The 15,332-nt window shown below is 59.0% G+C and carries 12 protein-coding genes; 5 read left to right on the top strand and 7 right to left on the bottom strand.

Going from position 1 to position 15,332, the window contains the following annotated elements; all coding sequences use genetic code 11:
• Positions 1–209: 209 nt before the first annotated feature.
• Positions 210–1,700: a sodium/proline symporter PutP gene (gene putP / locus K0F75_RS24075; protein ID WP_219064469.1), complete on the top strand. Its 1,491-nt coding sequence runs from the start codon at positions 210–212 to the stop codon at positions 1,698–1,700.
• Positions 1,701–1,814: 114 nt separating this feature from the next.
• Here the strand turns inward: putP and K0F75_RS24070 are convergent, their stop codons facing one another.
• Positions 1,815–2,480 (bottom strand): polysaccharide lyase family 7 protein, encoded by a 666-nt coding sequence (locus K0F75_RS24070; protein WP_219064468.1) that lies wholly within the window; start codon positions 2,478–2,480, stop codon positions 1,815–1,817.
• A gap of 322 nt (positions 2,481–2,802) precedes the next feature.
• Here K0F75_RS24070 and K0F75_RS24065 point away from each other — a divergent pair, with 322 nt between their 5' ends.
• The 3 genes from K0F75_RS24065 to K0F75_RS24055 are packed head-to-tail and all read left to right on the top strand — an operon-like array spanning position 2,803 to position 5,808.
• Positions 2,803–4,929, top strand: a complete 2,127-nt coding sequence (locus K0F75_RS24065) for a bifunctional diguanylate cyclase/phosphodiesterase (protein ID WP_219064467.1) — start codon at positions 2,803–2,805, stop codon at positions 4,927–4,929.
• 40 nt (positions 4,930–4,969) lie between these two features.
• Positions 4,970–5,491: a YgjP-like metallopeptidase domain-containing protein gene (locus K0F75_RS24060; protein ID WP_219064466.1), complete on the top strand. Its 522-nt coding sequence runs from the start codon at positions 4,970–4,972 to the stop codon at positions 5,489–5,491.
• A gap of 20 nt (positions 5,492–5,511) precedes the next feature.
• Positions 5,512–5,808, top strand: a complete 297-nt coding sequence (locus tag K0F75_RS24055) for a helix-turn-helix domain-containing protein (RefSeq protein WP_219064498.1) — start codon at positions 5,512–5,514, stop codon at positions 5,806–5,808.
• Between the two features lie 33 nt (positions 5,809–5,841).
• On the opposite strand, the gene K0F75_RS24050 is transcribed toward K0F75_RS24055, so the two are convergent.
• Entirely contained in the window at positions 5,842–6,300 is a 459-nt protein-coding gene (locus K0F75_RS24050; RefSeq protein WP_219064465.1) for a GNAT family N-acetyltransferase, read from the bottom strand.
• A gap of 435 nt (positions 6,301–6,735) precedes the next feature.
• Here K0F75_RS24050 and K0F75_RS24045 point away from each other — a divergent pair, with 435 nt between their 5' ends.
• Positions 6,736–7,473, top strand: a complete 738-nt coding sequence (locus tag K0F75_RS24045) for an ABC transporter substrate-binding protein (RefSeq protein ID WP_219064464.1) — start codon at positions 6,736–6,738, stop codon at positions 7,471–7,473.
• Between the two features lie 19 nt (positions 7,474–7,492).
• Here K0F75_RS24045 and yccS read toward each other — a convergent pair whose 3' ends face one another.
• The 5 genes from yccS to K0F75_RS24020 form a co-directional block, all read right to left on the bottom strand.
• Positions 7,493–9,676 carry a YccS family putative transporter gene (gene yccS, locus K0F75_RS24040; protein WP_219064463.1) on the bottom strand — a complete coding sequence of 728 codons (2,184 nt, stop codon included), beginning with the start codon at positions 9,674–9,676 and terminating at the stop codon, positions 7,493–7,495.
• A 145-nt stretch (positions 9,677–9,821) separates the two neighbouring features.
• Complete coding sequence (locus K0F75_RS24035) at positions 9,822–11,000, bottom strand: NAD(P)/FAD-dependent oxidoreductase (protein ID WP_219064462.1); 1,179 nt, start codon at positions 10,998–11,000, stop codon at positions 9,822–9,824.
• A 128-nt stretch (positions 11,001–11,128) separates the two neighbouring features.
• Complete coding sequence (gene dbpA / locus K0F75_RS24030) at positions 11,129–12,508, bottom strand: ATP-dependent RNA helicase DbpA (RefSeq protein WP_219064461.1); 1,380 nt, start codon at positions 12,506–12,508, stop codon at positions 11,129–11,131.
• Between the two features lie 54 nt (positions 12,509–12,562).
• Positions 12,563–13,993: a multidrug transporter subunit MdtD gene (mdtD, locus tag K0F75_RS24025; RefSeq protein WP_219064460.1), complete on the bottom strand. Its 1,431-nt coding sequence runs from the start codon at positions 13,991–13,993 to the stop codon at positions 12,563–12,565.
• Between the two features lie 7 nt (positions 13,994–14,000).
• Positions 14,001–15,326: a TldD/PmbA family protein gene (locus tag K0F75_RS24020; RefSeq protein WP_219064497.1), complete on the bottom strand. Its 1,326-nt coding sequence runs from the start codon at positions 15,324–15,326 to the stop codon at positions 14,001–14,003.
• Positions 15,327–15,332 lie beyond the last annotated feature (6 nt).

Below are 15,332 nucleotides of genomic sequence, written 5' to 3'. Positions count from 1 at the left end.
TTCAAGAAACTGGTTGCACCTTATTTGCATTGTTGACTAGGATTCGCGGCCAAGGTGCAACCGGGTAAGCACGAGGTTCATCTGCTGACATTTTCCTGGGGAAATTTCAGTCAAACGCGCGGTCAGTAGTTCATGCATGCGACGCGAGTTCTTCGTTTCGACTTGCCTGATAGCCGCCGCTAAATAAAAAAATGCCAGGGCGCAGCTCAATGATTGTCAGCAACCCAACCCTGATCACCTTCGTGATCTACATTGCAGCAATGGTGCTGATCGGCTTCATGGCCTATCGCTCTACCAACAACCTTTCTGATTATATTCTGGGCGGTCGTAGCCTCGGCAGTGTGGTCACCGCGCTTTCGGCTGGCGCATCGGACATGAGTGGCTGGCTGTTGATGGGGCTGCCAGGCGCTATCTATATGTCAGGTCTGTCGGAAAGCTGGATCGCCATCGGCCTGATCGCCGGGGCTTACCTGAACTGGCTGTTCGTTGCGGGGCGGCTGCGGGTGCAGACCGAACACAACGGCGACGCATTGACCCTGCCGGATTACTTCACCGGCCGCTTCGAAGACAAGAGCGGGCTGCTGCGGATTATCTCGGCCATCGTGATCCTGGTGTTTTTCACCATCTATTGCGCATCGGGCATCGTGGCGGGCGCTCGCTTGTTTGAAAGCACTTTCGGCATGCCTTACGAGACTGCGTTGTGGGCCGGCGCTGCCGCGACCATTGCCTACACCTTCGTCGGCGGTTTCCTTGCGGTGAGCTGGACCGATACCGTGCAGGCCACGCTGATGATCTTCGCGTTGATCCTTACGCCGATTATCGTGTTGCTGGCCACCGGTGGCATCGACACCACATTCCTGGCGATCGAAGCGAAAGACCCGACCAACTTTGACATGCTGAAAAACACCAGCTTCATCGGCATTATTTCGTTGATGGGTTGGGGTTTGGGCTACTTCGGCCAGCCGCACATCCTTGCGCGATTCATGGCGGCGGATTCGGTCAAGTCGATTGCCAAGGCGCGTCGCATCTCCATGACCTGGATGATCCTGTGCCTGGGCGGCACGGTAGCCGTGGGCTTCTTCGGTATCGCGTACTTCTCGGCGCATCCTGATCTCGCCGGCCCCGTCGTTGAGAACCCGGAGCGGGTATTCATCGAGCTGGCGAAAATCCTGTTCAACCCGTGGATTGCCGGTGTGTTGCTGTCGGCGATTCTTGCGGCGGTGATGAGCACCCTGAGCTGCCAGTTGCTGGTCTGCTCCAGCGCACTGACCGAAGACTTCTATAAAGCCTTCTTCCGCAAACGCGCTTCGCAGGCCGAGCTGGTGTGGGTGGGTCGCAGCATGGTCCTGTTGATCGCGCTGATTGCCATCGCCCTGGCCTCCAATCCGGACAACCGGGTACTGGGTCTGGTCAGCTATGCCTGGGCAGGTTTCGGTGCTGCTTTCGGTCCCGTGGTACTGATCTCGGTGCTGTGGAAAGGCATGACGCGTAACGGCGCACTGGCCGGTATTCTGGTCGGCGCGATCACTGTCATCGTCTGGAAACACTTCAGCCTGTTGGGTCTGTACGAAATCATTCCTGGCTTCATCTTTGCCAGCATTGCCATCGTGGTCTTCAGCCTGATTGGCAAAGGTCCAACGGCTGGCATGTTGACGCGCTTTGATGCGGCCGAGAAAGAGTTCAATGACGCTTCTCGCTGAGTGAATGGATGGGCTGGCTTACGGCTGGCTCATGTTTCAAAAAAACGGCCCGCATCTTCAGGATGTCGGGCCGTTTTTTGTGTGGGGTCGTTTTAGTGAGCGGTGTGATCAGGTTTAGTTGTGGTCGATGTCCAGCTTATAGAACGTCGCCATACCGCCTTCACTGGTGTAGCCGGAGTTGTCCTGGGTATAGACGCCAGCCTTGAAGTACAACGGCTTGTCACGCCAGGTAGCACTGATCGGGCTGCTCCAGTTCGCGTCGCGCACACTAACGCCCAAGTCACCGCCCGCGCTTAGATGAATGATGTATTTGAATTGAGCATTGAGCGGTACGTCCTCGGCGATGGTAATCACGCGGCTCTTCTGGTCATCAAACCGATTGCGCACTTTGGCGACGACGATGCCGCTCTTTGTAGCGTCCTTGTATTGGTATTCGACCTTCAGCAGCGGCTCGGTACTTTCGTAGGCGTGAATCTGGCCGATGACGATTCTGCCCGACGATGGCACCTGATTGACTGCGAGGGTTGCGCGCAAAAAGTGATCACCGCTGGGGTACAACCAATTGTGCAGCGTGCCATTGGAGTAGGTTTCGCGGAGTTCGCTGCGCGGGTATTTGGCGTTAGCGGTGCGTGAGCCCGTGACGGGGGCCCAGAAAAATACGGTGCCGCTTTCGGCGTGAAAATATTTGCCTTTGTAGCCGTCGACCAATTTGGGCGTGTCGATAGTCGCCGGGGGGGAGCCCACGGGGATGCTCAAATTCCAGGATGCCAGATCGATCATTGTTCAGTCTTCCAAATATGTCTCATTGCCAGCAGGAAAGCGTCTAGCGCAAGGGTTTGGGCGCGACCTTTATACGGGCTGAACGTGCGTTTGTTAATGCTGGCCCGGTGACTGGATGGCGTCAAAGTGCCTCTATCTCGGCGCAAACACCCGTGCGTGACTCCCTGAAGCGATATACCGTTAGTCGGCTCGGGTTGAGTTTCGTTATTGGATATTCGTTAGCCAGCTTCTGCTTTTGCTGTGGCAGGGCTAGAGTAAGTCGCTATTGGGACTTCGGGCCTCCTCGGCGCTCGGGCGTAAGAACCATAGGGATATACGTAGCATGGAATGCTTGCAATCAAAGCCACTGGATGGCTGCTCTGTCTTGTTGGTAGTGGATGACTACCCGGAAAATCTAATCACCATGAGTGCGGTCTTGCAGCGTCAGGACTGGCATGTGGTCACGGCCAGCTCCGGGGTGGAGGCCTTGAATCTCCTGCTGGAACTGGATGTCGACCTGGTCTTGCTCGATGTGCACATGCCCGGCATGGATGGTTTCGAAGTCGCTCGCTTGATGCGTGGCAGTCAGCGCACGCGATTGACGCCGATCATTTTCCTGACTGCCAATGAACAATCCCAAGCGGCTGTCCACAAGGGCTACGCCAGTGGTGCGGTGGATTTCCTGTTCAAACCCTTCGATCCGCACATTCTCAAGTCCAAGGTTCAGGTATTGCTGGAGCATCAGCGCAACCGACGTGCCCTGCAAACCCTGACCCGCGAACTGGAAGTCGCGCGCGCCTTCAATGCCTCGGTGCTGTCCAATGTTGCCGAAGGCATTCTGGTGGTCGACGAGGCAGGGGTGATCAGTTTTGCCAACCCGGCGATGTGTCGGTTGCTCAATGCCAGCGCCGAGGTGTTGTGCGGTTCCGAGTGGATCGATTACCTGTTCAAGCCCCACGTCCTGCAGTGGTCGGAATCAGAGTTCTATCGCAGCTATCGCAACTCGGATACTTACCGGATGCACGACGCCGTCTTGCGCACATCTGAAGGCCTGGAAGTGCCCGTCGCACTGTCCTGCGCGCCGCTGCCGGCTGAGCAGCGGTCGATGGTGCTGAGCATTCTCGACATGTCGGTGGTGCGCACCCTGTATGAGCAGCTTGAGCGTCAGGCAGTTACCGACTCACTGACGGGTCTGCTCAATCGACGTGGGTTTTACCAGGCAGTCGAAGGCACGTTGTTGCGTAGCGATGCCGCTAAGTCATGGGCTGTGCTGTACCTGGATCTTGACGGTTTCAAGCGAGTCAACGATTCGCTTGGTCATGATATCGGCGATCAGGTGTTGCTCTGGGTCGCCGAGCAGTTGAAGGACTGCCTGCGCCCTTATGACATTCTGGCGCGCATGGGCGGTGATGAGTTCACGGCGGTGATTGATGGCCTGGACTACCCGGAGCAAGCGGCGATCATTGCTGAAAAATTGATCGAGCGGGTGTCGGTGCGCCAGCAGATCGATGGTCTGGAAATCACGCTGGGCGCGAGCATCGGCATCGCGACCTATCCCGAATGCGGCTCGAACCTCGACAGCTTGCTTCGTGCGGCGGATATCGCGATGTACGAAGCCAAGCGTACGGGTCGTCAGCAATACCGTTTTTACGATCCTGAGATGAATGGCCGCGCCCGCTCGCGCCTGATGCTCGAGGAGAGTGTGCGCACGGCCATTGAAGGCAATGACTTTTCATTGGTCTATCAGCCTCAGGTTTACATCGCCGATGGTCGCTTGCGGGGCTTCGAGGCTCTATTGCGCTGGCAGCATCCCGGTGTCGGGGACGTGCCGCCGGGCGTGTTTATTCCGCTACTCGAAGAAACCCGTCTGATCAATCGGCTGGGCAGTTGGGTGTTTGAGCAGGGTGCTGCACAACGCCAGGCCTGGAACGCTACTTTTGCGCCGGAGCTGGTACTGACAGTGAGCGTCAGTACCGCTCAGTTCAGCATGCCCAATCTCGCTGCGGAACTGCTGCGCGCCATCAGCCAATACGATTTGCAGCCGCATCAGCTTGAAGTTGAAATCACCGAAAGCTCTCTGGTGCAAAACCAGGATCACACGCGCAAGCAACTGCAGGCATTGCGTGAGACAGGCGTGCGCATTGCGCTGGATGATTTTGGTGCAGGTGACTGCTCGCTGGCTCTTCTGCGCGATGTTGAGCTGGATACCTTGAAGATCGACCGCCACTTCGTTGCCGGTTTGCTGGCTTCGCCGCGTGATGCCGCAGTGGCACGCAGCATTATCGACCTGTGTCGTCAGCTGGGGGTGCTGGTGATTGCTGAAGGGGTGGAAACTGTCGAGCAGTATCAATGGTTGGCGGAGAATGGTTGCCAGCTGGCTCAGGGGGCTCTGGTTGCGCGTCCGCTGACCGCCGATGATGCCGCGCAGTTTGCCCAGCCGTTCGATGGGGCGGGGCTCAACGTGAGCTGAATTCGGTACACTGGGTGCTTCCAAATCTTCGTTGCTCCTTATGACCGCGCCAGCCCTCTCTCCCTTGAAATACCTGCAAGCCTATCCGCCTGCCTTGCAAGACCAGGTGCGTCAGTTGATTGCACAGAATCGGCTGGACGCCTACCTGAAGCAACGCTACCCGGAACGGCATGCCGTGCAGAGCGATAAAGCGCTGTACGCCTACGCCCTGGCGTTGAAGCAAGAGCATCTGCGTAATGCGCCGAATATCGACAAGGTGCTGTTCGATAACCGTCTGGACCTGACGCATCGAGCGCTGGGTCTGCACACGGCGATATCCCGTGTGCAGGGCGGCAAGCTCAAGGCCAAGAAAGAAATCCGCATCGCGTCGTTGTTCAAGGAGGCCGCGCCAGAGTTTCTGAAAATGATCGTGGTGCACGAGCTGGCGCACTTCAAAGAGTCCGACCACAACAAGGCGTTTTATCAGCTTTGTGAGTACATGCAGCCCGGCTACCACCAACTGGAGTTCGATCTGCGCATTTACCTGACCTGGCGCGACCTGCAAGGCAAGGCCACCGAATGAGCCTCGATAAGGATTTGACGATGGACGTCAGCAAGACCAAAAGCAGTTTTTATCGCCGGTTGTATGTGGCGTATTTGATAGACAGCCGGATCGCCAGCAGTGTCCCCGCGTTGATGGAGGCCACCGGTATGCCGCGTCGCACGGCGCAGGACACCATTGCCGCCCTGGCCGATCTCGATATTCTCTGCGAATTCGAACAGCTGGACGGCGCGCGCAATCATGCCGGCGGTTATCAGATCCGCGCGTGGGGTGCGATCGACAAAGACTGGATTGCGCAGCATCTGGTGCAGATCAAAGCGGTGCTGGGTTACCCATAAAGCATCGGCTCAGCTAAATAGCCGGGCGTCGCATCACTCCAGGTCGCGGCGCATGCCGATATGGGGGATGTCGTCTTCCAGATACACCTCGCCCACCGGGGTGAAGCCATAGCGTCCGTAATAGCCTTGCAGATGCGCTTGAGCCGCAAGGTAGATCGGTTGATCGGGCCATTGCTTTTCAGCGTGTTCCAGTGCCTGAATCATCAGCGCGTGGCCCATGCCTTTATTGCGCGCAGTGGGGGCCGTTACAACCCGACCGATCACGACGTCGCCACCTTGCTGGATGGGGTCAAGCAGGCGCAGATAAGCCACCAGGAGATCGTTTTCCCATGCCATCAGATGGCAGGTGTCACCGTCCAGGTCCTGACCGTCGATATCCTGATAACAGCACTTTTGCTCGACCACGAACACTTCGGCACGCAGCTGCAGAATGGCGTACAGCTGTTCCTTGCTGAGATCGGTATGGTGTTTGCAGACCCAATTGATAGACATATGGCAGACTCTGAATAGACATTCTGGTCGAATACTAAAGCCCGCATCGTGCGGGAGGCCAAACAAAACTGTAGCGACTTAATGCTGAGTGCGGTGATTCAGGCCGGCACGTCTTGATAAAGCAGTAGCTCCGTGCAAAAAAAGTCAACCTGTCCAGTCGCATGGCTTACGGGATCAGCTTTTTGTTGGCAAGCACCGTGTTAGAAAAATTCCTTGAACCAACGCTCACATCAATCACTCATATGCGTTGTGGCGGCTCCACTATGAGTATTCAATTGAGGCTGATAGCCATCATCCGGATTGGTTGCCATGTCATATTTGTGTAATCTGCATTGAGCCTCTGGGTTCCGGGTTTCATGGACCACTGTTAATGAGAGTCCAAGCGTAACGCGCCCTTTATACGGCGGGCGATCTGCCCGCCTCAGGAACTTGAGCATGCCGCGACTGCTTCGAGCCATGGGTTTGATGGGTTTGTTGTTGCTGACGCAAGCCGCTGCAGCAGAGAAGCTACGTCTGGTGGCCGATGCCTGGCCTCCATTCACTGACATCAATCTGGTCAATGGCGGCCTCGCCACTGATCTTGTCAGTACGGCCCTGGCGCGGGCGGGATACGCCAGTGAGTTCGAACAAGTGCCGTGGGCAAGGGCGCTGCAAGGTATTGGCGACGGGCGTTATGACGTGCTGGTCAGTGCCTGGTTCAACCATGAGCGAACGCTGATCGGTGAGTTCTCGAACGAGTACCTGCTCAACCGGGTGCTTTTTCTTAAACGCAAGGATTCGCCCATCGAGTTCGATAGCCTGAAGGCGCTGCACGCTTATCCGATTGCCGTGGTACGCGGCTATGCCTATTCATCGGCTTTCGACAGTGATCCCGAGCTGCAAAAAGTCCCGGTGCACAGTTTCTCCATGGCGGTGCGCATGCTGGCGGCAGGACGGGTGGCGCTGGCGGTGGAAGACGAATATGTCGCTCGCTACAACCTCGGCCGTGAAGTGCCTAGAGTCCGCGAGAGTGTTGAATTTCTGCCTAAACCACTGAGCGAGAACGGTCTGCATATCCTGGTCAGTTTGAAGAACCCCAATCATGCGCAGATTGTCGCCAGCTTTGACCGAGGCATTGCAGCAATGAAAGCCGATGGCAGTTACGACCGGATGTTTCGCCAGCACGGGCTGTAACGGGCGGAGTGAAAACGTTTCAGGCTTCTGCAGGCTCTTTGATCAAGTGCGCAGCCAATGTCCGCAGCGGTCCCAGTTGCCGGCCGATCAATGCGAGTTGGGTTTGCACCAATCGCTGACTTTCGTCCATGTCATCGGGCATGTGCTCCAGATTGCTGGCCAGCGCCTCTTCGGCATCGCTCTGGATCGCTACCGGTTGTTTATTGGCCAGGCTTTGGGCGATTTCATCAATGCTCGCTGCCAGGCTTGCCGCAGCACCCTCAATCAAATGCTCGCGTACTTCGGCCGGCAACTGGGTTTCGCGGTGCGCGCCCAAGCCTGAGAGGTAGCTCAGCAACGTGTGCGACAACACCAGAAAGCGAAAGCCTACGTCGGCTTCTTTGCGGAAGTGCCCCGGCTCCATCAGCATGTTAGCCAAGGTGGTGGACAGCGCTGCATCGGCGTTGTGCGCGTTGCGCCGGGCCAGGCGGTACGTCAGGTCATCCGTTTTACCGCTGGCGTACTGCTGCATGATCTGGCGCAGGTAAATGCTGTTGCAGGTCAGGGTGTTCGCCAGCACTTTATTCAAGCGCCGCCCCTGCCAGTCCGGGAGGAACAGGAACACGGTCAGCCCGGCAATCAAGCTTCCGAGCAAGGTGTCGAACAACCGTGGAAGGAACAGCCCGTAACTGTCGCCCACCTGGTTGAAACAGAACAGCACCATCAAGGTGATTGCCGCCGTCGACAGGGTGTAGCGGGTGGTTCGGTTGACGAAGAACACCACGCCGGCGACCACGGCGAACATCGCTTGAACCAGCGGGCTAGGGAATAGATCGAACAACGCCCATCCTGCAGTCAGGCCTATCGCCGTGCCACTGATCCGCTGAACCAGTTTGCGTCGGGTTGCGCCGTAGTTGGGTTGGCAGACGAACAGCGTCGTCAGAATGATCCAGTAACCCTGCGTCGGATGCACCAAGTGCACCATGCCGTAACCGATGCTCAACGCCAATGGCAGGCGCAAGGCGTGGCGGAACAGCAGCGAGGTGGGGGTCATTTGCAGGCGCAAGCGATTCCACACGTCCTTGAGGGTGTGAGGCGAGCGGTCCAGCAGGCTGCTGTCTGTGGCGTCGGCCAGGCTGTCGGGGTTGCTGGCGTCTTTGATCAGGCGATCGAGGGTGCCCAGGTTCGCCGCCAGAGCGCGTAAAGAACGCAGGAGCCCGCGCCATGCCGGGTTGTTCTGGGTGCGCAAGTACTCCAGCGAGGCGTGCAAGTCTTCCAGCGCGTGGGCAAAGCCCTCGTCGTAGATGAAGGGCTGACGCAACTGGATCGACTCCGACAACAAGCGACAGGCGACCCCCTGTTGGCGCAGCAAGCGCAAGCAGCGGAACAGCACATCACTGTGGAAGAACGCTTCGGCCAGCGCGTTGTAGGGGTAATGCGACGAACTGGCGCGCTCGTGAATGTCCTGGGCGAGAAAGTACAGCTTCAGATAGCGGCTGACCTTGGCGCCGGGCCGACCATCGCCGACGCGGTGCAGAATGATTTCCTTGGCAGCATTCAGGGCCGCGACGACGCGACCGTTCTGCTGCGCCAGTTTCAGTCTGCGCCTTTCAATGTCGAGCTGTCTGACGGGTTCGAACAGCGTCGCCTTGAGCTCCAGGTACCGCCCCAACTCACGAAACAGGCGGGCCAGGCTCTGCTGTACCGGCTGATTGGAAAACAGCATTTGCCACAGCACCGACAGCAGCCCGTACCAGGCGGCGCCGGCGACCAGCAGCATGGGTTCGTGCCAGAAATCGTTGACCTCGCCCCCGCGCTGATCCACGCCGATCATGGTGTACACCGACAGAATCAGCGTGGCAGAAGCGATGGCACCATAACGTTCGCCCAGGGCGCCGAGCATGGTCAGGCCGAAGGCGGCCAGCGCCAGCGCAAAGACAAAAATCAGGGGGTAGGGGAATAGCAGCTCGACCGCAAGCGACGCGACGCTGAAGCACACCAGCGTCACTGCCAGCGCGTTCAGGCGACCCTGCCAGCTGTCATCGGTTTCGGCCAGGGCGCTGGCGATAATCCCCAGGAATACCGGGATCAGCAGGCCCATTTCATTCTGATACCAGCACAGTGCCATGCTGCCGGTCAGCGCAATAAACACCCGTACGCTGTAGCTGAACTTATCCAGCGCCCACAAACGACGGAGCGTATGACGAAAGGAAGTCGATGACATAGGTGAGCTAACGGCCTTGTTCGCTGGTTTCTTTAAGCATTCAGCTGGATTCAGCTAAGTATGTACAGCGCCAATCGAGGGCTGTACATGTGCTTTAGCAAAATTTATTCCGTGGTCGATCTTTGCCGCTCACCGCGACACCCTGTCAGACGTATTGCGCGGCCGCATAGGCCGAGGCCCAGGCCCACTGGAAATTGAAACCGCCCAGATGCCCACTGACGTCCAGCACTTCGCCAATGAAATACAGCCCTGGCGATTTCAGCGACTCCATGGTCTTGGACGACACTTCGCGGGTGTCTATTCCGCCGAGGGTCACTTCCGCCGTGCGATAGCCTTCGGTGCCTGCGGGCACCACCTGCCAGCACGCCAGTTTTTCGGCGATGTCGCTGAGTTCGCTCGGGGTGTACTGCTTCATCGGTTTGGAAGCGAACCAGTGCTCGGCGATCAGGTTGGCCATTTTCTTGGTGAAGATTTCGCCAAGCAGGGTTTTCAGTTCGCTGTTGGGCCGTTCGGCTTGTTGTTGCAGCAGCCAGCTCGGCACATCGTGGTCCGGCATCAGGTTGATGACGACCGTTTCGCCTGATTGCCAGAACGAAGATATCTGCAAAATCGCCGGCCCGCTGAGGCCGCGATGGGTGAACAGGATGTTTTCGCGAAAGCTTGTGTCGTTGCAGCTGACCAGGCAATCCACCGATGTACCGGACAACTCGGTGCACAGCGCTTTGAGTTGGTCGGTGATGGTGAACGGCACCAGCCCGGCACGGGTCGGCAGCAAGGTATGGCCGAACTGCTTGCCCACTTGATAACCGAAGCCGGTAGCCCCCAGCGTCGGGATCGACAGGCCGCCAGTGGCGACGACCAACGACTGGCAATTCAACACGCCCGCCGTGGTATTCAGGCTGTAACCGGTGTCGGTTTTTTCGATGTTCTGCACCGACGTGTCCAGATGCAGGCTGACGCCGGCCTGTTCGCATTCGTTGAGCAGCATGTCTAGGATGTCACTGGACTTGTTATCGCAGAACAACTGACCGAGCTTTTTCTCGTGGTACGCCACGCCATGCTTGGCCACCAGGGCGATGAAATCCCATTGGGTGTAACGCGCCAGGGCGGATTTGCAGAAGTGCGGGTTTTGCGAGAGGAAGTTGCCGGGCTCGGTGTACATATTGGTGAAATTGCAGCGTCCGCCGCCAGACATGAGGATTTTCTTGCCAGCCTTGTTCGCGTGATCGATCAGCATCACCTTGCGCCCACGATTGGCCGCGGTCAGCGCGCACATCAAGCCTGCGGCGCCAGCGCCGATGATCACAACGTCAGTAACGGGCAAAGCAGAATCCTCAAAGAGCAGTTAAATCTTCGGTGTTTGATATGACGTCTTCGCGGATAAATCCGCTCCTGCAGGGAAACTCATTCCATTGCAGGAGCGGATTTATCCGCGAAGCTTTTCGACGGTTCTTACAAAATCCGCACGCGCAGCGAGCGGCCTTTGATTTTGCCGTTGTTCAAGCGCTCCAGCGCTTGCATGGCCACGACGCTTTCGACGGCCACATACGCCTGGAAATCGAAAATGGCGATTTTACCGACCTGGGTGCCGGGAATGCCGGCATCGCCGGTCAAGGCACCAAGAATGTCGCCAGGGCGAACCTTATCCTTACGGCCCGCGCCGATCATCAGCGTGGTCATGGTCGGTTGCAGCGGTGCGCCGCCTTTGCTTTTCAGTTCGTCCAGTTGTTCCCACTTCAGCGGAGATCTCTGCACGTCTTCGATGGCCCGGGCACGGTGTGCTTCGGACGGTGCAACCAGGCTGATCGCCAGGCCTTTCTCGCCGGCGCGACCGGTACGGCCAACCCGGTGAATGTGCATTTCCGAGTCCCGTGCCAGTTCGACGTTGAGCACCATGTCCAGTGCGTCGATATCCAGACCACGCGCCGCGACATCGGTCGCAACCAGCACCGAGGTGCTGCGGTTGGCGAACATCGCCAGGACTTGATCCCGATCACGCTGTTCCAGGTCGCCGTGCAGGCCGACGGCGGAAATGCCTTTGGCGGTCAGGTGATCGACCACTTCCTGGCATTGCTGCTTGGTGAAGCAGAACGCGACACAGGACTGAGGGCGGAAATGCCCGAGAACCTTCACCACGGCTTCAAGACGTTGCTCCGGGGTGATTTCGTAGAAGTGCTGCTCGATCTGGCTGTCCGCGTGCAAGGCTTCGACCTTGACCGTTTGCGGCGTGCGCATGAACTTCGAGGACAGTTGCTTGATACCGGTCGGGTAGGTCGCCGAAAACAGCAGGGTCTGACGCTTGGCCGGGGTCTGCTCGATGATGTTCTCGATCGAGTCGTAGAAGCCCATGTCGAGCATGCGGTCGGCTTCGTCGAGGATCAGCGTGTTCAGACCGTCGAGGACCAGCGAGCCCTTGCGCAGGTGCTGCTGAATGCGTCCCGGAGTGCCGACGATGATGTGTGCGCCGTGTTCCAGCGAACCGATCTGCGGGCCGAATGGCACGCCGCCGCACAGGGTCAGGACCTTGATGTTGTCTTCGGAACGCGCCAGACGGCGGATTTCCTTGGCCACCTGGTCGGCCAGCTCACGGGTTGGGCACAGCACCAACGCCTGGCAACCGAAGAAGCGCGGGTTGATCGGGTTGAGCAGGCCGATGCCGAATGCAGCGGTCTTGCCACTGCCGGTCTTGGCCTGGGCAATCAGGTCCATGCCCTTGAGAATCACCGGCAGGCTCTGTGCCTGAATCGGCGTCATCTCGGCATAACCAAGGGACTCCAGGTTAGCCAACATGGGTGCGGAAAGAGGCAGTGAGTTAAAAGCGGTGCTAGTCACGGGACGGGCCTGCAAAACAAAATGTCGCGCAGTGTATCAGGTCGCGGGCCAGCATTAATGCTCGATCTCTGGTTCCGGACGAGGAACACCCTGACTCCCCTTGGGCGGCAGCTGCAAGAAAATCCCTGCGGCCAGCATCGACAGTACGCCAACACTGAGGAAGGTCATTTGGAACGCGCCCAACAGGCTGCTCACTTCGCCGCGGGTCACGTCGTCGGTAAAGCCGCCCAGCAACGCGGCCGCGCAGGCCACCCCAAGGCTCAAGGACAACTGCGCCACCACGGACAGCAGGCTGTTACCGCTGGCGGCGCTGGCATCGTCGAGGTCGATCAGGGTCACGGCGTTCATCGCGGTGAACTGCAGCGAATTCACCGCGCCCATCAAACCGAGATGGACCAGCAGCACCCAATAGGCGGTCTGTGCGTCGACCAGTGCCAGACTCGCCAGCAGCGCACCCAGCAGAAACGTGTTGCCAGTCAGCACCACACGGTAGCCGAGGCGTTCAATCAGCGGGCGCGCCACCGGCTTGGTGAGCATGGCGGCGATGGCCAGCGGGATCATGCTCATCCCGGCCTTGGAAGGCGAATAACCAAGGGCCACTTGCAACAGCAACGGCACCAGGAATGGCAGGGCACCGCTGCCCAGTCGGGAGAACAGGTTGCCAAAAATCCCCACGGCGAAGGACCGGGTTCGGAACAGCGCGGGTGCGAACAAGGGGTAGTCGATATTCCCGGCCCGCAGCCAGTAAGCCGCCAGACAGGCCATGCCGCCAAACAGTAGCAACACCACGCGCATGTGCGGCAGGTGAAGTTCGCCCAAGCCTTCGAGGGCGATGGTGATCAGCACCATCGACGCACCGAACAGCGCAAAGCCGACGCCGTCGAAGCGTGTTCGACCACCGCCTTGCAGGTCCGGCACGAGGGTTTTGACCGCGTAACAGCCGAGCAGGCCCACGGGCAGGTTGATCAGGAAAATCCAGTGCCAGCTCAGGTACTCGACGATCCAGCCGCCCAGGGTAGGCCCCAGCAACGGGCCGAGCAGGCCGGGCACCGTGATGAAACTCATGATCCGCACCAGCTCCGAGCGAGGGTAGGCGCGTAACACAATCAAGCGGCCGATGGGCACCATCAATGCACCGCCCAGGCCCTGAACCACGCGTGCGGCCACCAGCATGCTCAGTGAGCTGGACAGCGCACACAGCAGTGAGCCCAGGCTGAACAACAGAATCGCGCCAAAGAAAATCCGCTTGATGCCGAACCGGTCCGCGATCCAGCCCGACGCTGGAATCAGCAAGGCCACCGTGAGCATGTACGCGATCACTACCGACTGCATGCGCAACGGGTCTTCGGCCAGGGAACGGGCCATGGCCGGCAACGCGGTGTTGAGGATCGTGCCGTCGAGGCTTTGCATGAAAAACGCAATCGCGACGACCCAGGGCAACCAGCGCAGGGTTCGAGCATCCAGAAGCGGTGTGCTGTTCGGCATACGATCCTTAGAGCGTGAGGGTCAATCGGCTGATCAAGGCGCCCGGCAGCAGGCTTGAAGCTGTCTGGCGTTGACTGTAGGTGCTGGCGGACAGAATCAGCTCCCGCTCGCAAGTCAGTGCTTCGAGGGCGGTCCCCAGCAGGCTGTAGGCGCTGTCGTCGAAACGCATGGTGCTGACGGGCGCCTGAATCTCGCCGTTCTCGACCCAGAACGTGGCGAAGCGGGTCATCCCGGTCAGCCGTGCGGCCGATTGGTCGGAGAAGTTGAGGTACCAAAGGTTGCTGATGTAGAGCCCGGTGCCGAGCTGTTTGAGTACCTGCTCCAGCGCCAGCGCACCTGCCGCCATGCTCAATGCACTTGGCGATTCGCCTCCGCCAGCACCGTTGGCGGTCAGGCCGTACTCTGCGGCGCTGCGCGAACCGACCAGTTGTTCCTGGGCGAGGCCCGCGCTGATCAGCGACAGATCCCGGCGCGGATACCCTTCGCCGGAGAACGCCGGTGACAGTGAGCCTGTCACCTGTTCGTCCAGACTCACCAGCGGGTTGAGCCGGGCGTCGCCGTTGTACAGCCGTTGCAACGGGCTGGTTTTGCTGGCCAGTGCTTCTGCGGAAAATCCGCCCCAGCACAGCATGCCGATGATTTCATCCAGCGCGGCGGGAGCCAGATACGCGCGGTACTGGCCGGGCGCCAGGGTGCGCAACGGCTGGTCGAGAAACTCAAGCTGCTCGCGCGCTTGCTGGAAGCGCCGGGCGAACGTCGCATCGTCCCAGTCGTGGCCCGCATAGTTGGCTTTGACGGCCTGACCGTTGGCGTGGAACAGGCTCCAGTCGAAGTTGAAACTGTTGGCCTGATGCCAGCCCAGCGCGCCCCAGGAGCTGGCGAAACCCCGGTACAGCGGGCCAGCGGCGTAAAAGCCCACCAGGTCCAGGCCTTCAGCCAGTTCACTGATGTGCTCAAGCACGCGGGCGGTGTCCGGCAGCGGCGGGTTCCGGCTGTTGCTGATCTGCCAGGCGTCGGTGTTGGGCAGCAGATAGGGGTCCAGCGGCAGCAATACCAACGTTTCGCGCAATTGTTGCAGCGCCTCGGCCAAACGCGCCTGATCGACCTGAGCATCGCCCGCCAAGGTCAGGTGCAGGTCGGCGTGTCGTCCGTCGTCGATCAATTTGACGTTCAGACTGGCCTGTTGCACATGCCCGGCCTGACGCACTTTGGCATGGTTGAAACGAATGAATTCCGAGGCTTCGGCGTTGTAGCCGAGGGTGAAGGCTTCCTGCCCGGTGATTGCGCTACGCAGCCACTCGACCAGCGCTTCGAACTGCTGTTGCTGAGTCATCTGCGC

Origin of the sequence: Pseudomonas sp. UMAB-08, from assembly GCF_900095225.1 — a bacterium.
Lineage (GTDB): Bacteria > Pseudomonadota > Gammaproteobacteria > Pseudomonadales > Pseudomonadaceae > Aquipseudomonas.
Note: the sequence above shows the minus strand (reverse complement) of the source record. Positions and strands in the feature narration are given on the sequence as shown.